Consider the following 21,197-nt stretch of genomic DNA (forward strand, 5'->3'; position numbering starts at 1 on the left):
GTCTGGAACCGTCCGGCCCCCATGCGCCAGAACATGGACGGCACCCGCCAGACCCGCCGCCGCCAGCGTGACGACAGTTTCGGTGAAGGCAACGCCACCGAAGATGGCCGGATCACGCAGACCGACGAGGATTTCGTCCCCGAGTTCTGATCCCCCCGACGGGAAGGGAGAGGGCTGGAACCCCTCTCCCGACCCTATTCGCTATCCCCTGCCAAGGATGAGTTATCATGACCAAGGAAACGAACAACCGCAGCTATAGCAGCTTTGCCGACCTCGCAAAGGCCATCGGCACCACGCCCGCCGAACTGCGCAAGCAGTATCTCGACAAGGCGATTGCCGACACCATGCGCGGCGAGGATGAAGCCGGAACCGCAGCCACGCCCGACGAGCTGGCAGCGCTGGCCCGTGAGGCAGAGATTGCCGACATGATCGCGCAAGATTCCGTGCTCGACAGCTTCACCGAAGCATTCGGCGACGTGACGGCGCTTTCCATCCTCGACATGGGGGGCGAGGCGCAGGAACTGGACATGCCCGAGCCCGCCGAGGCGCAGGCAGAATGCCATGCCATCATCAACACCATCTTTGACCTTTTCCGCGACACCCGCCTTGAGCCAAGCGCGCAAGCCATCGCATGGGGCATCGTCAATTCGTTTCACTACGAAGCCGAGAAGCTGGCCCGCGAGGAGGACACGCTTTGCCGCGACCTTAAAGACCGGATCGAGCAGGACGACCGCAGCGAAATCTATGCAACCGAGATGGAGGATTTGCAGCTTCGCGCCCGAACCAAGATGGAGCAGCGCGCCGCCATTGAATGCATGCGCGACTATGCCGCCAACTGCTACCGTTCGCAGACCGGCCGCCCTTGGAGCACCGCGCGCGGATCGAGGGTTTCCAGCGTCACCACCGCAAGCCAGATCGCATCGGCCGATTTCCTGAAAGCCCGCGCAACCGCCATGCGCGAGAAGCGCAACCCCACCGGCCCGCTTGTCATCTTTTCCGGCGGTCAGGAATGGCACGACTATCAGCAGCTTTACGCCCGCCTCGACCAGATCAAGGTCCGCATCCCGAGCATGACCCTTTGCACCACAGGCCAGCGCAAGGGATGCGACGCCATCGCCGCAGCTTGGGCCGCACAAGCTGGCGTGCCGATTGTCACCTTTGCCCCGAACCCGCAGCGATTTGGCAAGAGCGCCGGTTTCAAGCGCAATGACCAGCTTGTCAGCCTCCGGCCCGTCGAAGCGATCATTTGCCAAGGCACCGGCATTCAGTCGCACTTGCTGGACGAACTGAAGGACGCAGGCGTTCCCACCCACGCCTTCCGCTATGACGCACAAGCCCCCATGCCCGCCGACGCCAAGCGGCAGCAATGGGGATGAGATAACAGGGGCGGACCAGCGCCGCCCCTACCCTTTCCTTGGCAGGAGCATTGGGCCAGCATCGGGGCAGTCCCCGGCGCTGGCCCTTTGTCGTCCACGTCGTGCTAGGTGGGGGAAACCCTACGGTTCCCCCCACGCCAGGCCGCCGCGCGCGCCGCCGCCAACATCGCCCCCGCCGGGGCTCGCTGGCGACGGCGCGCGCGGCGACCTTCCCCCCTCCGGTAAGGAGCTGCCGCAAGCATGACGATCGGCCCCGCGCCGCTCGACCTGGCCCCAAGAAATCGAGGGCGGGGGAGCGCGCGCCGGGCATCGAACCCGGAGCGCGCTGCTGCCGCGAGCATGAACACAGATCCGCGCCGGTCTGCCAGCGCCGCGGCTCCCCGATCAGGACCATCGGGACCACCCTGCCCTACCCTTCGGGTGTCATTTCGCCCTTTTCCCAAATGCCACCTTCGGCGACCCCGATCCGTCACCGGATCGGCACTGGAGGAGAGAGGGAGAGACGAGGCGAGTTTAACGAAGGAGGTTCCCGATGATCACGTTCCGCATCAAGGATGACGCCGAACCCGACAACCTGCGCCCCGTTATGATCGACCCCCTGCAGATGGGCGCCCTGCGTGAAACGCTCGCCGAATACGGCGAACGCTACGGCCACGATCTCATCATCCACGACTATGGCTCGCTCGACGAGCAGGTCTTCGCGTGGGAGGCCCGCACCGCCATGCTGCCGATCGCCATGATCGCGCGTCACTTCACCTTCGACGTCGACGCGATCGCCCTCATCGAGACGGCCCAATTCCTTGGCCGTCGCCTCCGCATCGCACGCCGCGATGACGAGCCCGACATCATGGTGTCGCTCTCGCAGAACCCCGATGCCGCGCCCGAGATGGAGGTCTCAAACTCGAACGCCTACGCCATCCTTGCCATGCTCGGACTTGACGTCGACAGCTGCGGCACGATCAGCATCGAGCAGCTGCGCGGCAGCCTTGCCGATCCGGTCATGGCAAGCCGGCTCGATGCCGAGCCGGGCCTTGCCCGATACCTGCCGGCACTCAACCAGATGGCCGCAATCACCTCGCCAAGCTGCGCCCTTCGCATGGTTTGGTCATAGAGCCCGGCAAAGCACTCCATCTGTCGGCGCGGCGTCGCCTCGCTCGCCTTGGCCTGACGGCCAGGGCTACGCATCGCCGCCCGCGCCACGCCGATAGGTAAAATCACCACACAGTCTTCCCATTGTGACCTCCGGCGCGCGGCCGCGTCAAGGACGGCGGGGCCCCACCATTTTCTTCGGCGGATCGATCTCGCTGCTCCGATCACAGCGAAGTGGCCGCCAAAGAAAATCGTGACCCCCACCGCCGCTTCGCGGCGCGAAAGGCTCGCCTTTCGCGTCCCTGACCCGACCGCGCCCCGAAGGTCCGACCGTAACTGTCGTTTTGACTAAGGAGTGAGCATTATGAGCACGTCAGTTACCCTCCCCGATAACACGCTGCAGTTCATCGCCAAATCGCCGGAGGAAATCCGGCTCGAGCGCGAAATCGCCTCGCTCGAAGCCGAATTGGATCACTCGAACCGCATCTGCGAGCGGCGCGATAACTACCTCGAAATGATCGATTGGACCGCCATGACGAGCGACGATCGCGAGATCGCTCAGGACTACGCAGACTGCCTTCATTGCCGGATGTACGAGCTTCACCACCTGATTAGCCACACGGCCGACAAGCTCGGAGAAGCCTACCTGGATAACCCGCTCAACTGGTAAGCCCAAACCGCCACGCACGGGAGGCGCAGCCCCACAGGGCCGCGCTTCCCTTTTTTTGTCTGATGCCGTCCAGATCGCTGCCGCGTCTGCCCCCGGCTCGCTCGCCTTGGCCTGACGGCCAAGGCTACGCATCGCCGGGGCCCGCCTCTAAAGGAATGGCCGCCCGAATGGGCAAGCCCATCCGCGCGGCCATCGGTCGTTTGTTCGGTGCCGGAACGGCTCAGGCTGACGCCTGAAGCCGCTTCTCCACCTCGTCCACGCCCAGCGTCTTCACCGCCTTCATGATCCGCTCCAGTCGATCATGCGGGAGCTTGAAAAGCCCCGCCTTCTCGACCGTCCCGATCGCCGCCTCCCGCACCTTCTGTTGATGCGCCTTGCGACGCTCCGACAGCTTACGTTCCTCGGCCTCGATCGCGGCCATTTCTGCGTCCAGTGACTTCGCCATTTTCATTACCTTCTGGTCAGGCTGATCGGCTCTGAACAGCGCCACCATAACCGGACCTGGCGCACCGGAAAACCCGTGTCGTACTCCCCTACGATACGACTGCGAAATCGCGCCCTTCACACACGGATGATCCATGCACTTGCGACCCCATTCGCCCAGCGCAAAGCGCCCTTCCCCTTCGGACACTTCCGCCTCATGGCGGACCTTTGCCCCCCGGAAACCGGAGGCAAGCCCGGACCAGACGAGGATCAGAACACAACGAGGCTACACGGACGATAAGACAGCTCAATAGGCACACCCTACGCAACGTGGTTGCAGGATTATTACGATAAATCAAAGGCCTATAGCTAAATATAATAAAGACCCATACAGACCCGCTTAGCGACCCAATGGGTTTGCTCATATTTTCGTTATTTATTACGGGTACTTAGCACAGACCCAGACAGACTTACGTAATTAAATCAACCCATTGGGTCTTGCTATTCTACGGCTCTTCTGGTAGCGCCATCCTGCTTTTCGTAGTCCCGCCAGCCTCCCTGCTAGGAGGTTGGATTGATTAAATCAGCTCTGCAGCGAAGCATGCGCTTCGACCCGGACCAGTATAACCATCTCAAGAGGATGGCTGCTGCCCGTAAATGTACGCCTTCAGATGTTCTGCGCGAGATTATTAAGCAGCACTTAGAGGGCATCGAGGCTCTCTCTGAAAGCCACCATCGCATAGCCAGACTGGCCGAGTATACTCAAGCCGCAGTCGATACGCTTTTGCGCGAAGAGCACCCCGAACATCGTCAACTCGTCATCGACGAAACGAACCGGCGCATGGAGCGGTATCATGGCGCGTAAGAAACGCGGCAAAGACCGCAAAGACATCCGCAGCGACGGTTCACCGAGGCCCCTGAAACATCATTCCGCGCGCGGCGACACGCCTCGCAACAATGGCAATTTCGTGCGCGGGAGCCAGCTGCTCAACACCCAGGTCATCATGTGGCTGCAGGGCGCGAAGATGCCCTTCCTCATGTGGCTGGGCATCTTCGCCCTGTCCTATTTCACGATCCTCTCGTTCACCCTCGACGAGAACAATTTCCAGCTCATCTGCATGCGCATGCTGTCGTGGCTGTGGGACTGGTGCGCGCTCGATCCGATGAAGCAGGCCAACCTGCAACTCCCAGACCATACCGTGCGCCACACCTTCATGGGGTACGTGCCCTATGTCCCAGAGGTCGCCCTCGCCTGGCATAAGGCAGTTCGCGGCGTCATCGGTTCGATCCTGATCGCGTCATTTGCGACCATCCCGGCTTCGATCTGGTATGTCGACTTCTCGCGGCGGCGAGGCGGCTCGATCATGGAAGAACGGCACGAGCGCGGCGCCATGCTCGTCGATCGGGATCTGCTCTACAGGGAGATCAGCCAGCACAACCAGATGAAGTTCGTTGAGGAGGCCAAAGACCTCTTCCCCGGCAAGAAGCCCAAAGCTGTTCTCAAGATGCCTTTCGATGCCCGCAAGGCTGCCGGCATCCACCATCCCTACTACCTAGCTGGTATCCCCTACCCGCACCGCCTCGAGCAATCCCACACGATGCTGCTGGGCACCACCGGCACCGGCAAAACCACTGTCCTTCGGAAGCACCTGGCGCAGATGCGCGAACGTCAGGATACCGCTGTGGTCTTCGATCTTACCGGCGCATACGTCGAGGCATTCTACGACCCCGAGCGCGACACGATCCTCAATCCCATGGACGTGCGCTGCCCGTCATGGTCGATCTTCAATGACTGCTCGACCTACAGCGAGTTCACCGCTGCCGCAGCGGCGCTGATCCCCTCCGACGGCGGATCGTCGGAGCCTTTTTGGGCCCTCGCCGCGCGCACCCTTTTCATCGAGATGTGCATGAAGCTCATTGAGAAAGGACAGACCTCCAATCAGGCGCTCGCCGACAACCTGATGACAGCCGATCTCAAGCAGGTCCACCGTCATCTTCAGAAGACGATCGCTGATCCGCTCACTGCCCCGGAAGCCGCCCGTATGGCGGAATCGATCCGCGCCGTCTTCAACACCAATGCGCAGGCGCTACGGTTCCTTCCCGACGAGGGCGAGCCATACTCGATCAAGAAGTGGATCACCGGCGAGAAGAAGCCCGGATCGATCCTCTTCATCACCTGCACCTACACCGACCTCGAGATGAACAAGGCCCTCCTGACCCTGTGGTCGAACCTTGCCATTCACTCGCTCATGACCATGCCGCACACCCGTTCTTTGCGGACCTGGTTCATGTTCGACGAGCTGGGCGCGCTTCACCGCTTGCCCGCCATCGAGAACGGCCTCCAGACGGCCCGTAACTTTGGCGGAGCCATGATCCTTGGCCTGCACTCCTTCGACAAACTGGTGCAGGTCTACGGGGAAGAAAACGCCCGCAACCTGTCGTCGCTTGCACGTACAAAGCTGATGCTCGCTGCCGCTGATTTGGACACCGCCGAGCAGTGCGCCCGCTACATCGGCAATCGCGAAATCCGCCAGATGGATGAAGGCTATTCCTATGGCTACAATTCCACCCGAGACGCATCGACGCTGACACCGCGCAAGCAGATCGAACCGCTCGTCATTCCCGATGACATCATGAACCTGCCCTCCATGCATGGCTTCGTGAAATTCCCGGACGGATTCCCGGCAGCGCGCATCCAGCTGGAGTGGCAGCACTACGCCAAGGTTGCCGAGGGCTTCATGCGCCGGCCACCGTCAAAGCCGGACGATCCGGACGGCAAGGTTCGCGGAGGTGGGGGAAAGCCGAAGGGTGGAGATGACGGTGGGCGTGGGGAAAACATCGCGCTCAGCGAAGAGGAGGTGGCCGCGCGGGATAATCCAATCGCACTCGCCTCCAATATCCTTTCACAGCCCTCAGAGCAGGAACGTGAAGAGCAAGAAGGCCGCGATCCCAACGCTCGTGAAGCACTTGACCGTATGGACCCCGGTGCAACGCAATCCGGGACCGGCAAAGGCGAAGCTGCACAGGACAGTACCGTCGATCATAATGGTCTCGATACTCCAGAGCGGGTGAATGCCCGGCCAATGGACTCCACGGCCAGACGAGAGGCACAAGAAATCTCCTCTCGATCCTCCGATAAGGATGCCGCTGCCCAGGCAAGAGGAGAAAATAGAGATCCCGCCGAGGAAGATCTAGGCGTCCGTGAAGCGCGTGACGGTTTCGGCACGGGGGACGGAAAAGACCATAGTCACGATCATCCCGATCTGGGCGATTCAGATATGGGTATCGGAGACTGATCGATGCATTCCATTGCATCCGTTCGCTCCGCTGGTGGCGCCGCAAAGTATTTCACCAACGACGATTTCGTCGCAGGCGAATACTACACCAGCGAGCAGGCGGGAGAGGTCAGTCAATGGGGCGGCGGCGGCCTCTCTGACAGTCCCATCGCCGAAGGGTCCGCTGTCACACGAGAAGCGTTTGAAAAGGTTCTGTTGGGCGAGACGCCCACTGGCGAGCAGATCGAGGCAAAGGAAAACCGGAGGCCAGGTTACGACCTGACATTCTCAGCTCCAAAATCAGTCTCGATCATGGCCTACATAGCCGGTGACAAGCGCATCCTTGGACCTGACGGCGCATTCGCGCAGTCGGTCAAGGATACGATGGCATGGGTCGAGAAAAACCTCGCCGAAGGTCGCAAGACCGTCGATGGCAAGACGACGGCCGTTCAAACCGGCAATCTGGTCTACGCCCTCTTCCAGCACGACACGAGCCGGGCCCTCGATCCGCAACTGCACATCCATTCCATCGTCGCCAACATGACGCGCATGCCGGACGGCAAATGGCAGGCGCTTCACGCCGACAAGATCTGGTCCAACAACACCGTTATCGGCTCGATCCAGCACGCCTTCCTGCGGACCCGTATGGAGGAGTTGGGCTACAAAGTTCAATTGGACGGCAAGCACGGCACCTTCGAGATCGTCGGTGTCCCCAAGGATGTCATCGACGCCAACAGCACACGGCGGGAAGAAATCCTGATCAAGTCCGAGCAGCTTGGGATCGTCTCGCCAAAAGGACGCGACAGCGTCACCGTCAACACGCGCGATGCAAAACTGAATGTTGAAGATCGCGAAGGCATGGTCAAAGGCTGGATTGAGCGCGCTGCAGCACTCGGATTTGACGGGAAGGACGTCCTCGCCGCTGCGTTGCGGGCCTCTCGCGAGCAGCCGGAAAACCTCGCAGTGCGCGGTTACAAGGCCATGCTCGAGGTGGTGAACACGGCGCGCGAATTTGTATCCGGGCTCTTGCGATCCCCTGAACCACTGGTCGATGCTGGCATTGCGCGTCTGGCAGGCTCTCCTGGCGATGCTCGTGCCCAACTCGCGGTCGCTTCGGCCGTCCGCATTCTCAGCCAGCGGGAAGCCGCCTTCCAGATCCATCAAGTATCCAAGACGGCTCTCGATCTTGGCCTCAAGGGCGTCACGATCGACAACGTCGAAGCGCGCATCGACCGACTGATCAAAAATGGCGATCTCGTTTCTGGTCAAATCCAGCACAAGGGCCAGATGGTCGATGCTGTCACCACGCCCGAGGCATTGAAAGTCGAGCAATCCATTCTCGATCACGTTGACGCTGGCAAAGGCAAGGGAACCTCGATCGTCGATGCCGCCAGTGCGCCATCCAGGCTTCAGGAGGCCGCTTCACCGCGAGAACTGAACTCGGGCCAGCTTGCGGCCGCAACCATGATCGTTTCGAGCGACGATCGTTACGTTGTCGTCCAGGGCGTCGCCGGCGCCGGTAAATCCACCATGCTCCAGACTGTCGCCGCCGTTGCACGGGACGAGGGTAAACAAGTTCTCGGCCTCGCCTTCCAGAACAAGATGGTCGGGGACATGCGCGAAGGCATGGTGCCCAAGCACCTTTCGGCCGAAGACATGGAAAAGGCCGGGGTATCAGCGCAGACGATCGCGTCATTCGTCTGGCAGAACGAGAAATATCTCAGCGATCCGAGCAGCCCGGGAGCCCAGGCACGGCGCGATGAACTGGCTGGCACGATCGTCGTCGTCGACGAAACCTCAATGGTCTCGAGCGAGGATATGCTCAAGCTGATGCGCATCTCCGAGGCTCTGGGCATTGAAACGATGGCCTTCGTCGGCGACCGCCAACAGCTCTCCTCGATCGATTGGGGTAAGTCCTTCGCCATGGTGCAGGCGGGCGGTATCACCATGGAGCGCATGGAGCAGAACGTGCGCATCAACCCGGATAACAAGCAGCTTCTCACCGTCGCCGCCCTCGCCAACACGGGCAGGGCCGGCGCTGCCCTGAAGGTTCTTGGCGACAATGTCACAGAGCATTCTGAACCGGCGACCGAGGCTGCCGATACATGGCTGGCGCTTTCTGCAGAGGAGCGCACCGCCACCGCAGTATTCGCCTCGGGCCGCGAGACGCGCGCAGAGATCAACACCGCGATCCAGGAAGGGCTTCTGCGCGAAGGCACGCTCAAGGGCGACGGGCTCTATGTCACCGTCCATGACCGGGTCAGCAAAGAGCGTGAGCAGCTGCGCTATGCCCATCACTATACCGTCGGCCAGACGCTCACCGTTACTGGCCAAGTCCGAGAGGTTGGTCTCGGCCGCGGCCAATACCAGGTCAGCCGCATCTTCGACAACGGCAAGGTCCAGATCACCGGTCCCAACGGGCGCAACATTCGCTTCGATCCTCAGCGCATCGATCCCGCGATCCGGCGCGACCGCCTCGAACTGACCACACTCCAGACCTTGAAGATCCACGAAGGCGATACAATCCGCTGGACCGCGACTGACAAGGACCGGGGCCTCGACAATTCCGCGCTCGCCAAAATCGTCTCGATCGCGGACGGCGGCGTCACCTTCGAAACGGCGAACAAGGAACAGGTTACGCTTGAGCGTGGCGATCCCATGCTGAGCCGCATCGACCTCGCCTATGCCCTCAATATGCACATGGCGCAGGGTGTCACCGCAGACAAGGGGATCGGGGTGATGCTCTCCTACGAGCACAACCTGTCCAACCAGCGCCTTTTCAACGTCCTTGTAACCCGCGTGCGAGACGCCCTCACCATGATCGTTGACGATCGTGAGAAGCTGGAATGGCGCCTGAACTCTAACCCCGGTGACAAAACCTCCGCGCTCGAAAGCATCGGGAAGATCAACATTGATGGTGTCGAGGCGAAACAGGACGCTGCAAACGCCGCACTTACGGCCGCGTTTGATGCGATCGAGGGGGAGAATGCTGGCGATCGCTTGCCAAACCTGCCTGGCGGCGATGCAAAGGATGATTTGCGCGACCTACCCCCTATCCCGGCGGCCGATTCACAGGGCAGCGACGCTGCAAATGACGGGAATGGCAAAGGGAACGAGAACGCGGCGGGAGGGCATAGTGAGGCCGAGCGGGACCAGATCGGCATGTCCGGACCCGTTTCAATGGATCTTGATGACCTCCCGCCGATGGGAGCATCGGAAACCGACTACTCCACGTTCGATGCCAGTGCCGATCAGATCTACGATCCCGGCGCTGGTGAGCCCCCTGCCCCTACGCGGGACAAGGACGACGTCGATCCGCTCAGGCAAGCGCTGCTGGATCACCTCGAGGGCGATGGCCTCGGCATCGTCGATACTAGTATTGATGATCTTACCGGCATTCCGCCGATGCCTGGCCGTGATGACGGCCAGATTCCGGGGCTGCCAGAAAAGAACCTGGGACTCGACCTATGATCAAACCCCACTTTCAAGCGGAACCAGTCGAACTGGCGCCGGGCGGGGTCTCCCTGCGGAATGCACGCTCCATCAAAGCAGCCCTCCCCGGCGATTACCCCCCATCCCATTCTTTGCTGGAAAGGATCATCTGATGCCTCTGATATTCATTGCCGCCGCGGCCGCGCTTGCAGGCTGCACCGTCACGGATGGCGACACAATCAGATGCAATGGCGAGCGCATCCGCTTGCTTGGCGTGGACGCCCCTGATGATCCAGGCAACAGCAGGTGCAAGCCGGTTCCCAAACCTGGCGCGGTCTGCGATCGGCAGCGGGCCGCCGCGAGTAAGGCTTCGCTGCAAAGGATCATGACCGGGCCTCTGTCTATCGAGCGCGTGGGCACAGATCCTTATGGACGCACGCTTGCAATGGTCTACGCGCAGGGTCGGAGCCTTTCGTGCCACCAGATCGAAGGTGGGCAAGCCACCTATTTTGCTCGGTGGGATCAAGGCGCACGGGTAGCTCGTGAGTGCCCGCGCGCGGCAGCAAGGGCGGTGAGATGATCGCCGTGCTGACCAGTTCTCTCCCCCCTCTCCACCTCAACGGCTCTTACAGGAGGACTCCGTGCGCGAGGATGTAACCCCCACACCACTCACCCCCCGCGATATTATGATCGAATATGCGCTCATCCTGCGCCGCATCTCGGGGCGGATACACGGCATCCTGCGCGAGCCAGAGACGATACAGATGCCCGTTACCCTGCGCCGCTCCCTCACCGACTGCGTCAAGGCATTCGATGAGTGCATAGCCGACCTCGAGACGCTCGCATCCACGGCCGCAGCCACCGCTACCCCCACCATCACCCATACCCCCATGCGCGTGCCGACCTGGCGCGATGGCGCGAAAGTTGCGCTCGGCGTGCTCATCCCCTGCGCCGCTTTTGTCTGTCTCATCGCCTTGATCGCCTCCACCATGCCGATCGAACCGACCGATCCCGAACAGATCCAACGCGACGCGAAATGGCTACAAGAGCATGAGGATCGCTTCGAAGCGACATCCAGAGGCGGCCATGGGAATAAGTGACCGCGACTACATGCGCGAGCGCTACCGCAAGCGCCGGGGTCTCGGGGGCACCCTTTGGAACGATCGCAAATCGCGCGTCGAGCAGGACGGAGCATGGTTTGCCGCGAAAAACCAAGGCTTTGATTATCAGAAGAACCGCTGGCGGCCGAAGCGGCGTAAATCTTCGGGCCAAATCGGATGGGCGATTGCAGGCGCGGTCGTACTGATCGCCATCGCCATACCGACCTGGCGCGACATCAAGCTAACGGGGTGGCTACCTGACAACGATCCCGAGATGCCCTTCCCCACCTCCGGCAGCGTCACCGTCAACCGGACCGTAGATCCCAAATCAGCGATCTCACAGCTTCGCATTATCTCTGCACACGGCAACGCCATGGTCCAGCTCTACGACCCCCACACATCCGCGCATGTGATCTCGGTCTATGCACGGCGCAATGCAGACGTTGTCGTGCCCGTTCCGCCCGGGACCTACCGTGTCAGGATCGTCGAAGGCGACAAGTGGCATGGGACGCAACGATATTTCGGAATTTCGACAGTCTCGCAGACTGTCAGCGCACCCATGCGGATAGACCCGCACTGGACCCGCGTAATCGACCTGCACCGCAGTCGCTGGGGTAATCTTCGCACCAGTGCAGACTTCCGATCACCCAACCCTCTCAACTGAACAGGACGATCGATTCACCATGATCCTCAAGCCCTCTACCAAGTCTGACGAACTCACCGAAATGATCCAGTTCCTTGGCGATCCGGCATTCGTCCGCTTGCCCGATCGCGTGCGCAAGGCTGCGCTTGCGAGAAGGAGGGGCCTGGATGGGGAGAAGTACACGGCGCACATTCTCGACCGCAAATTCCAAAACCTACCCGATCATGCGCTGATCCATGACCTGCGCATTCCCGATGGGCTCGGCGGGTTCGCGCAATTCGATCACATCGTGCTTTCGCGCCTGTCGCGGACCGCCGCGATCTTCGAGGTCAAGAATTTCGGCGGGCGCCTGTCCCGCAATACCCATGACGAATGGATGGTTTGGTACGAGGGGCGAAGACGACCTGTGTCGATTGCCAATCCTCTGGCCCAGGTGCGCCGGCAGCGGGAAGTCCTGCGCGAGTGGCTGCGCGCCAACCAGCATGACAAGGCCTTTGAACAGATCGGCGTCTTTGTCATCATGCCGCCCGGCTGCGATATCGATCGCAAGGCCGTTACTTCCGACTTCAGTGTCTACAAGGCGGACAACGTAATCTCCGAATGGAACCAGTTCGGCGGTATCTCACCCCTAGGCAAACTGTTCTCCACCGGCGTCTCTCAAGGCTCACTGCGTGCCATCGGCGCTCAGATCGTGGCGGCGCACGTTCCCGACGACAAAACCATACATGAACGGCTGCGGATCGCTCCTCCCACACCGGAGAATATGCCGGAAGACCCTGCGGCAACTTCGGTTGCCATAACCTCCGAAATAGCCGTGGCGACACAGACTGCGCCCGATTCAGCGCCCATGCTGGTCGATTTGAGTAAGGTCAGTGTAACTCCGCCCTTCGCAGACGTCACGCCTGCTACGTCCGAGCCCGAAGCAACGCCCTCACCAGCACCGTCGGGGAAGCAGCACCGCAAAGCTAGCGAGCCGGAGACGGTATCGCCAGGAATTTCACAGAAATTCTTACGGGATGGCCGAGTTGCCTTTCTTTCCGAACCAGACAACGATGAAGCGGCGGCGCGGCTTGCTGCCGCTTGCGACGGTCACGCCAATGGAACCGACAATACCGCAACTGGCTGTGCGAAACTGATGCTGCCGAAAAGGTGCGCGCGGCCCTAATTACCGACTCATTAGCCGGAGCCGGAGGGGCAACTTCAGGCCCTCAGCTGGCCAATCTTCACGCTCAACAGGGATAATTAGCTATGCGACACATGCTCACCGCTGCTGCTCACCTTAGCGCCGGCCTCGCTTTCACACTCGCAGCGCTGGCCGCTACACCTGCCACTGCCCAGAAAACGGGCAAAGGTGGTATCGGCATCGATGAAACTTCAGAAGTTCCCCGCTGCGATGTTCCCCTCGGCACCATTGCGCTGGTCGAGGATCGCACTGCCGCGCCGAGCGAGGAAGATATTCCTGCGGGGCTTCGCGCCATGATCCGCATGGCCGAGGCACAGAATGGCGGGGGCTCGCAGAAGATCGACCCACTGCCGCTCCTGAAGCTGCTGACCTCGCAGTCCAATTGCTTCCAGGTGCTCGATCGAGGCGAAGGTTTTGATGCGCTTCAGCGCGAACGCGCGCTTGCCGCTGGTGGCACCATCGCGAATGGCAATACGCAAGCGACACTGCTGGCTGCAGATTACCTGCTAACCGCCCGCGTTCTCTATTCTGACGGCAATGCCGGCGGCAGCGGTGGCGGGCTAGGCACCATGTTTCCAGGCGGGATTGGCTTCAAGTCGAAGAAGCTGGAGAGCCAGACGATGCTAACACTCGTGGAGGTGAAAACCGGACTGCAGAAAGCTGTCGCTACCGGCTCAGCCCGCAAAAAAGACATATCGATCATCGGCGGCGCACTGATGGGCTCAGGTATCGGTGCGCTTGGCGGCGGCTACACCAGCACCGATATCGGCAAAATCACGTCCTTCGCGTTGCTCGACGCCTTCCGCAAGCTCGCCAGAGACGCGCAGGGGCGCATTGTGCCACCTGTCGCGGCGTCGACTGCCCCCGCCCGTATTGCGGCTCCAGCTGCGTCCGTAGCGGCTCCTGTAGCAGCCTCCACCGGCAACGCACAGGCACCTGGAACACCGGCGCAGTAGGAGGGGAGAGGAAATGGAAGGGGGGACATGACAGGAGGATGAGCCCCCTGCCCTTCCCCCCAGCTTGGAGCCATGGATCATGAACGCCCAGTCGGATCTGTTCGGCGAGGAGCCGCTAGACGCCGCGATCGAGGACACCGCCATCACGCCAGCAGAACCGTTGGCAATGCCCTGTGGGTTCCTTGATCGCTCCAACAACCGCTGCAAACGGCTCGCTTCGCGGCCTGTGATGATGAACGGGAAGCGGTTGCACAGCCACGGCCGACCCATGCTCCACTGCGAGATGGCCTGCTTTAATGCCTCTCATGGCAAGCCTAGCGATCCAATGGAGAACCGAGGCAATGAGTGAAACGATAGGACTTACCGGCACCATAGAGACTTCGCAGCGCGGCCCCATGCTGAAGGACACGGATGGGATGTGGTGGCGGCTGATCGGCGAAATCGACACGATCGCCAAAGATGATAACCTCGTGCGCGTCGTCGGTCGCAAGCGCGGCGTAGCGGCAATCGAGATCGATTACCTCGGGCCCGTGACAAACTGATGCACGGTCCCCGACACTTTCCCAAATGTCCATACTGCGGCCATCCGGTGCATGAGTGGCGGCGCGGTTCTCCTATTGAGGGATGCCGTCAGTGCCGCCGCCCGATGGTCCTGCTGCGCTATCCCTTGCCTTGGATGAGCCCCTTGCGCCTCCTCGGCCTTTTCGACCTTGCGTCCAAACTTCAGGCTTACGCCACGATCACCATCGGAGCCCTGTTCGCGCTCGGTGCTCTGTCCCTCCTCGGCTTGGTCAAGGCCATCGCCATCCTGCTTTATGTCATGGGCTCGATCCTGATCGTCGACGGCGCCCTCGGAATCGTCTCCGGAATCGACCGGACATGGAGCCAAGTACGCTATGCAGGATCAGCCAAGGCCATGGCCTCTGGTAAGATCGTAGCGGGATCGTTTGCCTTCATGCTTACCATTGTGGGCCTGCTCATATGACTCGCTCGGCCGATCTTCTCGACAGCGATCTTGTCACAGGGTTAGCCGAGGCTCTTGTTGAGGGTGGCCCCTCCCCTCACGAAGACCTCGAGCGACGTCAACTCGTGACCACTTTGTTACGCACCCTATCCCCTCGCCTGGAGCGGTTGATCCGCCTCAGCTACGGTATCGGCGTCCCGCAAACCGGTGCTGCGGAAATCGCAGACAGCTTCGGTATCACGAGAACCCGCATCGATATGATGCATCGTGAAGCTCTACGGCGCATGCGGAGAGCGGCAAAGTATATCGATGCGGCTGAGCCGGAACTGATAGCCGACCCTGCCTATCCGCTGCCGCGGGGCTGGAGCCAGCCCGACCTCGAGATTCGTAATAGCCGCTTCGCGGACCGCTTAAATAACGTCCGGGGATTGCCGGTGGCTGTGGTGAAGACGAGCAAGGTTACGAAACCTCGAAAACCCAAGGCTCCAAAGGTCGCGGCGCCGATGGGGACACGGACGAGGCCTCCGATCCGTCCCACACAAGAACCCGACGCAGTGCATCGTGCAGGCTGTGTCGATGGACTTATAGGCACCGGGCGGGCTTTCGTGCTGCCTGTCGGTGCCGGGGCTATCATAGCTGGTGCCGATTATGGTGGATTCGTAGGGCTGCTTGCTGGCGTCATAGCCATGCCCGCCATGGCGTTTGCCTATGAATGGTGGGTGGAAAGGCGATAACCGACATAACCTCGAAAGTGGCGAAAGGAGCTGCAGCCCAACTAAACCCTTCCGTCCTCATGATATGCCCGTGCCTATCGGCCGCGAGTTTGCATTCAACGGATTGGCTCACCCCGTGCGATTTTTTCCGTCAGCGCTTGCAAGGCCATTTCAATCACCTCAGCGATTGCTGCACATTCCAGTTGGTCGGCGAGATCATAAATCTGATTGTTTGTATCGCGACGCAATTTAACGGTGAAAGGCACATCCCGCCCCGTCGTCCTCTTTCGGCCGCGACGCTTTACCTCACTCCCCTCGCCCTGCTCTTCGCTTACGGGCTGAGATATGGGCTTAGTCTTGGCGACCGCATGGCGGCCGGTGAATCCCGCGTTATCGGAGGCTTCCTTTATCTGGGCCCTTGAATCCGCGTCGATCTTGACCGGCTGAGGCTTGAATTCATCCAGGTCCAGGCTGATCTTTCCGGAAGTCATTTGCGCGCCTCCCTCAATACCTCAATAATTTCAGTTACAAATGCAGCAGCATTTACACGAGCCTTATCGAGGCCAGGAACTTGATCTTCTGTAAGATCAGCAAGCGTAGCGCCGAAATTGACTACACCTTTGAAGGCCTCTCGTTCGACGACCCGGGTGTTTAGGAACGATATTCCTGCCTCCTCGAACTGCGTACCCATATCTCGACCGCTTCGTGTCTGATACGCTGCCGGCGCCCTGCTCCATAGCACTCTAGCCGGAATGTTCTTGTTGGTGGTCTTCGACTGCCTCAGAATGAATTTCAGCGTTTTGGCAGCTTCGTTTGCATCCAATTTAGATGCCTGCAGCGGGATCAAAATGAGGTCGCTGCTACTGATGGCGTAGCCGCTTGATAGATTAGCAGATCCCTCAAGGTCGACTATGACGAAACTAACCTTGGCCGACTGTTCCTCGATCGTCTCAATGATGTTTTCCTCGGTCACGCTTCCGACAACCGATAGATTTGATGGGAGGTTCGCTTCCTCGGCCCACCTGACCAACGGTTGGTTAGGATCGGCATCTATCAGGCAAACGTCTGCGCCTTGCTCAGCTAAACCCGTACCTAGGAGAAGTGTGGCAGTGGTTTTCCCTGCGCCTCCTTTCGTGGTCATAATCGAGATCACTGGCATATATAAACCCTACATCTTGGTGACCGAATTGACGCATATAGCATGCATAATCCAATTGGTGTCAGCGCCTAGCGCATGCGGATCGCAAATGTCAATCCATAGCGTATATCTGGCATTTGTAAAATATGGGTATCGGAAAGGTATACCTTAAATAAACGTATCCGATACCGATACCCAATGGCGGGAAAACGACGGCTAAGTGATGAACATCCGACAGTGAATGGTATTGGGGTGTCGGAACAAACAGCAGGGAAGGGGAGGGGAGGGGGGTATCCAAAGCGCACCCTCCGATGCAGGAAAAAAAGTGACACTGCCCTGCTACAGCTGTTGGTCACGATCTGACGCTCGGTATCCGGCCGACCGGATTATTGAATCGCCGATGTGGGTGGAAAGCTACCAGTCGCGCACGCACTGCGCCCTGAAGCATAACTTCGCTATCCCCGAGCAAATCATTGAGTAGGGGATGCTGCCGGTATAACAGGCGGTAGATCACCGTCACATCGCTTCTGGTTCACTGCGGCCGGCGGCGTCGACGGCCTATCCGTGAATGGGGTATAATTGTGCCGGAGCTTCGATTCTATTTAAGCGGTTCGTTAATTGGCACAGTCCAAGCTGATGTGGTGCCCAGCCCAGGCTCTGAAATCACGTTTGTTACCGATAGTTACAAGAAGGGCGTAGTTCCAGGGTCTGTGATCTCCTTCACCGTGGAGGGTGAACACTGCCTACCGACCAACTACGATTACTCAGGGAATGACGTAATCGCTCACATCGATGTAGACGCCTATACGCTAGTCAAGGCCGGACCTGCGTTGCCCGATTAATCGTCATGCTGCCCTGATGACAACACCAGCCTCCCTTCGTAGCGGATACTATCGCGCAGAACCTATGTGATTAATTGATGAGTGCATATGAGAAGCCGATGCCGTTTCGACATTGCCTAGCTGATCCGGCCCCCGCGATTTATAGGGCTGCCCGGATGATGGAATCCGCAGCTCAGGCTCATGCAAGTGGCGCCAGAGCAGAAGCGATCCGCCTATTGGCCGCGGCCAACGACGTTGAGGTGCGTGCTTACACGGAAATGGTGTGGGGGGCAGGGGCGCGGCAAAGATTTGGGTTCGTCACGGTGGCCAACCCTCCGCCCGTGCTAGTCAAAACTGACAGGCCAATTCCTCGGATGCCAACGCAATCAACCTGTGCCGAACTTATCGCTCGGGATGGCTTTCACTGCCGTTTTTGCGGAATACCTGTTGTAGACGTGAAAACTCGCAAGCTGATTTGTAAGCTCTACCCAGAGGCAGTGTCGTGGGGGACTACAAATTCATCTCAACATGCAGCCCTCCAATGTATGTGGCTGCAATTCGATCATGTTTTGCCAAATGGGCGAGATGGATCAAGCGATCTCGAAAATATGGTTATCACCTGCGCGCCATGTAACTTTGGCAGAATGGACCACACCATAGAGGAAGCGCGCCTGTCTGATCCGAGGTTGGAACTCCGAAGCGATACCTGGGACGGTTATAGCAGATGGGACGGGTTGCAGCTTTTCCACGGGTGATGGGCATAGCCGAGGAATGCTGACCTTCGATAACGTCTGCAATTGGGAGCTAGCCGATCGGCAGCTTTACGCTGACGCCAATTACATGAAAGGCGCCGCCCCAGGTCCGCGCTTGCCGTAGGCGACCATATCGGCGCCAATGTCTCCTGACGGAAAACCCCCTTCGTGAGGTTGTCGCGCACTTTTGCAATGCGACAGTGATTTCCGGACAGCCGGCGGGCAAGATGACCGCACAACGCCGTGCGCGGGGGGATCACCGTGGAATGGCGCGGTGACTGCCTGAGTTTCATGTGTTTTCCGACAGCCTCAAGACGCTGCGGCAACCTATACCGGCGTCATGACCAAGATACCGGACACGGACAGCGGGGCGCAGAGTTCACCTGAACCCTCATTTCTGCACCTGAACGACAGCGCCCGGCATTATCGGGTCGCCTGACGCAATGACGAGGTACCGGCGCATGTCGCCCTTCGCGTCGCTGACGATCTGGCGGAGCGGTCCGAGCGTGTTGACGATCGCGCCGCCCGCCGGATTAGTCATGAACTTTGCCAGAGGCTGGATCACGCCGCCACCATCAGCGCGGGAGGATAGCCCAAGGACATAGGGCATCTTTGGGCTGAGGCCCGCAACCGCCGCCTGCAGGATCTGGACTTGGCCTTGATCGAACAGCGTGACCTGGCTGCGGCCAGTCCCAGCGAGGGTTAGCTGGATCTTCATGCCGGCCTGTGCGAGCGGTATCAGGTTTGCCCTGCCGTCGCCTACCGGCACCGCGCCGGGAACATAGGCCACGCCTTGCGGCCCCTGACCGATCGGAATCGTCGCTATGACGATGTTGCTGGCGGTGTCGATCGCCGCAACAGCGTCGGCGTTCTCCAGCCCGACATAGATCCGCGAGCCGTCGCCCGACGGCCACAGACCGTGCGGCAGCGCGCCGACCGGGATGCTCGCGACCTGCACGAAGTCGGTGGTGCGGAACACCTTCACGACATTCTCGGTGCCGACCGTCACATAGGCGAACTGGCCGGCCTTGGTGCGGGCGATGTTGACGTGGTTGGTGATCGCGCCGGTGTCGAACGTCTTCAGCACTGCGAAGGGTGGCTTGGCGTCGAACACCATGACCTTGCCGACGTCCTTCAGCGTCAGCCAGACCTGCTTGCCGTCGGGCGTCGCGGCGATGTCGGGGCAGAACGGGCTTGCCTGCTTGACGCGACCGACGATCTTCTTCGAGGCGGTGTCGATCACCACGGTCTCGGGTGAGAAGCTCGAACAGACATAGCCGTATTTCCCGTTCGGCGAGAAAATCGTCATGCCGGGGCCGTTGGGGACGGGGATGCGCGTGGTCGGCGCGAAGGTCTTGCCGTCGAGCACCTGGATATAATCCTCGCCGCGCACCGCGACCCAGACTTCGCGACCGTCGGGGCGGAAAAACGCCTCATGCGGCGAGCGCCCGACATAGGTCGTGTGCTTCACGGCATTGGTCGCGGTATCGATGAACGTCACCGAGTTCGAACCGATCGAGATCGCCGCCAGCGTCTTACGATCGGGCGAGAAGCCCATGCCGTGGACAAGCAGCTGCCCCTTGTAGAGCGGGCTGAGGTTGGCGGGGGTCTGGTCGCCGAGCTTGATGACGCCGAGCAGCGTGTTGGTTGATGGGTCGATCACCGACACGGTGTTGGAGAACTGGTCCGACGTGTAGAACCGGTCCTGCGCGCTGACAGGGATGTCGGGGGTCGCATTGGGCACTTGCTGGGCAAACGCAGGGCCTGAAAAGCACAAGGCGGTGCAGGCGGTTAGGGTGAAACGCTTCATGGACGGTCTCCGTGATGGGGGTGACCAGTCGCGGTCGGTCCGGTGTGACGTGGCAACGCGCCGCCTTCGGATAGGATGCCCTGCATCACCGCGATTTCCTGACGCTGTTCGACGATGATCCCTTGCGCAAGCCGGCGCAGGCGTTCGTCCTTGCCGTAACGCAGCTCGATCTCAGCCATGTCGATCGCACCTTGATGATGCGGGATCATCATCCTTGCGAAGTCGCGATCGGGATCGTTTGAATAGCCGGTCATCATCGCGCCGTGCATCCGCGTCATCGCCGCATCCATCGCGGACGCGAAGCCGTCCGTTTGCGCGATAGCAGCGGTCGATACGGACAAGCCTATCGCCATCAGCAAGGTCATGCGTGATCTCATCGTCCTGTCCCTAGTTTTCCTGTTTACGACACGCGAGCGATGATGCCGATAATCGTTGCTAGCACGGCCATGCAGGCCGGGAGAAAGAGCATCGGCTCTGTTGCAAAAATCGTGAAGCTTGAGCATGCTTGGCGGAGATTGGACGGACGGAACGATGACGGATTTCAAGTGGCGCCATTTCCAGGGTGATGTGATCCTGTGGGCGGTGCGCTGGTATTGTCGCTATCCGATCAGCTATCGCGACCTTGAGGAAATGCTGGCGGAACGCGGCATTTCGGTCGACCATACGACGATCTATCGCTGGGTCCAGTGCTACGCCCCGGAGATGGAGAAGCGGCTGCGCTGGTTCTGGCGGCGTGGCTTTGATCCGAGCTGGCGCCTGGATGAAACCTACGTCAAGGTGCGGGGCAAGTGGACCTACCTGTACCGGGCAGTCGACAAGCGGGGCGACACGATCGATTTCTACCTGTCGCCG

Annotated in this window: 20 protein-coding genes and 1 pseudogene; 16 read left to right on the forward strand and 5 right to left on the reverse strand. The window is 60.2% G+C overall.

The genetic code is table 11. From position 1 onward, the window contains the following. Positions 1-227: 227 nt before the first annotated feature. From LH128_RS05550 to LH128_RS05560, 3 genes are all read left to right on the forward strand, one after another. Positions 228-1,376: a DUF2493 domain-containing protein gene (locus tag LH128_RS05550; protein ID WP_008828604.1), complete on the forward strand. Its 1,149-nt coding sequence runs from the start codon at positions 228-230 to the stop codon at positions 1,374-1,376. A 532-nt stretch (positions 1,377-1,908) separates the two neighbouring features. Further along, positions 1,909-2,487: a hypothetical protein gene (locus tag LH128_RS05555; RefSeq protein ID WP_008828605.1), complete on the forward strand. Its 579-nt coding sequence runs from the start codon at positions 1,909-1,911 to the stop codon at positions 2,485-2,487. A gap of 342 nt (positions 2,488-2,829) precedes the next feature. After that, entirely contained in the window at positions 2,830-3,135 is a 306-nt protein-coding gene (locus tag LH128_RS05560) for a hypothetical protein (RefSeq protein WP_008828606.1), read from the forward strand. Positions 3,136-3,355: 220 nt separating this feature from the next. Here the strand turns inward: LH128_RS05560 and LH128_RS05565 are convergent, their stop codons facing one another. Continuing rightward, a complete protein-coding gene (locus LH128_RS05565; protein ID WP_008828607.1) occupies positions 3,356-3,628 on the reverse strand; it encodes a hypothetical protein in 273 nt (90 codons plus the stop codon). Positions 3,629-4,159: 531 nt separating this feature from the next. On the opposite strand from LH128_RS05565, the gene LH128_RS33150 reads away from it, so the two are divergent. The 12 genes from LH128_RS33150 to LH128_RS05610 all read left to right on the forward strand — a co-directional run bounded on the left by LH128_RS33150 (position 4,160) and on the right by LH128_RS05610 (position 15,845). Then, positions 4,160-4,423, forward strand: coding sequence for a hypothetical protein (locus LH128_RS33150; RefSeq protein WP_172704960.1), 264 nt, complete (start codon positions 4,160-4,162; stop codon positions 4,421-4,423). Further along, the gene (locus LH128_RS05570; RefSeq protein WP_008828608.1) at positions 4,413-6,854 is read left to right on the forward strand and encodes a type IV secretion system DNA-binding domain-containing protein; all 2,442 of its coding nucleotides are present in this window, start codon (positions 4,413-4,415) and stop codon (positions 6,852-6,854) included. Before LH128_RS33150 ends, LH128_RS05570 begins: the two co-directional genes overlap by 11 nt. 3 nt (positions 6,855-6,857) lie before the next feature. Beyond that, complete coding sequence (gene mobF, locus LH128_RS05575) at positions 6,858-10,304, forward strand: MobF family relaxase (RefSeq protein ID WP_008828609.1); 3,447 nt, start codon at positions 6,858-6,860, stop codon at positions 10,302-10,304. 133 nt (positions 10,305-10,437) lie between these two features. After that, positions 10,438-10,845 (forward strand): thermonuclease family protein, encoded by a 408-nt coding sequence (locus LH128_RS31960; RefSeq protein WP_008828610.1) that lies wholly within the window; start codon positions 10,438-10,440, stop codon positions 10,843-10,845. 61 nt (positions 10,846-10,906) lie between these two features. Beyond that, positions 10,907-11,365: a hypothetical protein gene (locus tag LH128_RS05580; protein WP_172704961.1), complete on the forward strand. Its 459-nt coding sequence runs from the start codon at positions 10,907-10,909 to the stop codon at positions 11,363-11,365. Positions 11,366-11,375: 10 nt separating this feature from the next. Next, complete coding sequence (locus LH128_RS05585) at positions 11,376-12,029, forward strand: hypothetical protein (RefSeq protein WP_008828612.1); 654 nt, start codon at positions 11,376-11,378, stop codon at positions 12,027-12,029. Between the two features lie 19 nt (positions 12,030-12,048). Continuing rightward, positions 12,049-13,173, forward strand: coding sequence for a nuclease-related domain-containing protein (locus LH128_RS05590; RefSeq protein WP_008828613.1), 1,125 nt, complete (start codon positions 12,049-12,051; stop codon positions 13,171-13,173). 92 nt (positions 13,174-13,265) lie between these two features. After that, a complete protein-coding gene (locus LH128_RS05595; RefSeq protein WP_327195068.1) occupies positions 13,266-14,147 on the forward strand; it encodes a CsgG/HfaB family protein in 882 nt (293 codons plus the stop codon). Positions 14,148-14,226: 79 nt separating this feature from the next. Continuing rightward, a complete protein-coding gene (locus LH128_RS05600; RefSeq protein ID WP_008828615.1) occupies positions 14,227-14,496 on the forward strand; it encodes a hypothetical protein in 270 nt (89 codons plus the stop codon). Continuing rightward, the gene (locus tag LH128_RS33155; protein ID WP_008828616.1) at positions 14,489-14,689 is read left to right on the forward strand and encodes a DUF5818 domain-containing protein; all 201 of its coding nucleotides are present in this window, start codon (positions 14,489-14,491) and stop codon (positions 14,687-14,689) included. Before LH128_RS05600 ends, LH128_RS33155 begins: the two co-directional genes overlap by 8 nt. 104 nt (positions 14,690-14,793) lie before the next feature. Further along, positions 14,794-15,132 (forward strand): hypothetical protein, encoded by a 339-nt coding sequence (locus tag LH128_RS05605; RefSeq protein WP_008828617.1) that lies wholly within the window; start codon positions 14,794-14,796, stop codon positions 15,130-15,132. Continuing rightward, positions 15,129-15,845, forward strand: coding sequence for a sigma factor-like helix-turn-helix DNA-binding protein (locus tag LH128_RS05610; protein WP_008828618.1), 717 nt, complete (start codon positions 15,129-15,131; stop codon positions 15,843-15,845). The genes LH128_RS05605 and LH128_RS05610 overlap by 4 nt, the downstream gene beginning before the upstream one ends. Before the next feature lie 95 nt (positions 15,846-15,940). On the opposite strand, the gene LH128_RS05615 is transcribed toward LH128_RS05610, so the two are convergent. The 4 genes from LH128_RS05615 to copM form a co-directional block, all read right to left on the reverse strand. Continuing rightward, on the reverse strand, positions 15,941-16,315 hold the full coding sequence (locus LH128_RS05615) for a hypothetical protein (protein WP_008828619.1): 375 nt from the start codon (positions 16,313-16,315) through the stop codon (positions 15,941-15,943). Further along, entirely contained in the window at positions 16,312-16,983 is a 672-nt protein-coding gene (locus LH128_RS05620; RefSeq protein ID WP_008828620.1) for a ParA family protein, read from the reverse strand. Before LH128_RS05620 ends, LH128_RS05615 begins: the two co-directional genes overlap by 4 nt. A gap of 1,943 nt (positions 16,984-18,926) precedes the next feature. Further along, on the reverse strand, positions 18,927-20,345 hold the full coding sequence (locus tag LH128_RS05625) for a YncE family protein (RefSeq protein WP_008828622.1): 1,419 nt from the start codon (positions 20,343-20,345) through the stop codon (positions 18,927-18,929). Then, positions 20,342-20,710, reverse strand: a complete 369-nt coding sequence (gene copM, locus LH128_RS05630; protein ID WP_008828623.1) for a CopM family metallochaperone — start codon at positions 20,708-20,710, stop codon at positions 20,342-20,344. Before copM ends, LH128_RS05625 begins: the two co-directional genes overlap by 4 nt. 166 nt (positions 20,711-20,876) lie before the next feature. Between copM and LH128_RS05635 the strand changes: the two are divergent. After that, positions 20,877-21,197: pseudogene (locus tag LH128_RS05635) on the forward strand (IS6-like element IS6100 family transposase); the annotation flags it as partial.

The organism is Sphingomonas sp. LH128 (genome assembly GCF_000293195.2).
Lineage (GTDB): Bacteria > Pseudomonadota > Alphaproteobacteria > Sphingomonadales > Sphingomonadaceae > Novosphingobium > Novosphingobium resinovorum_A.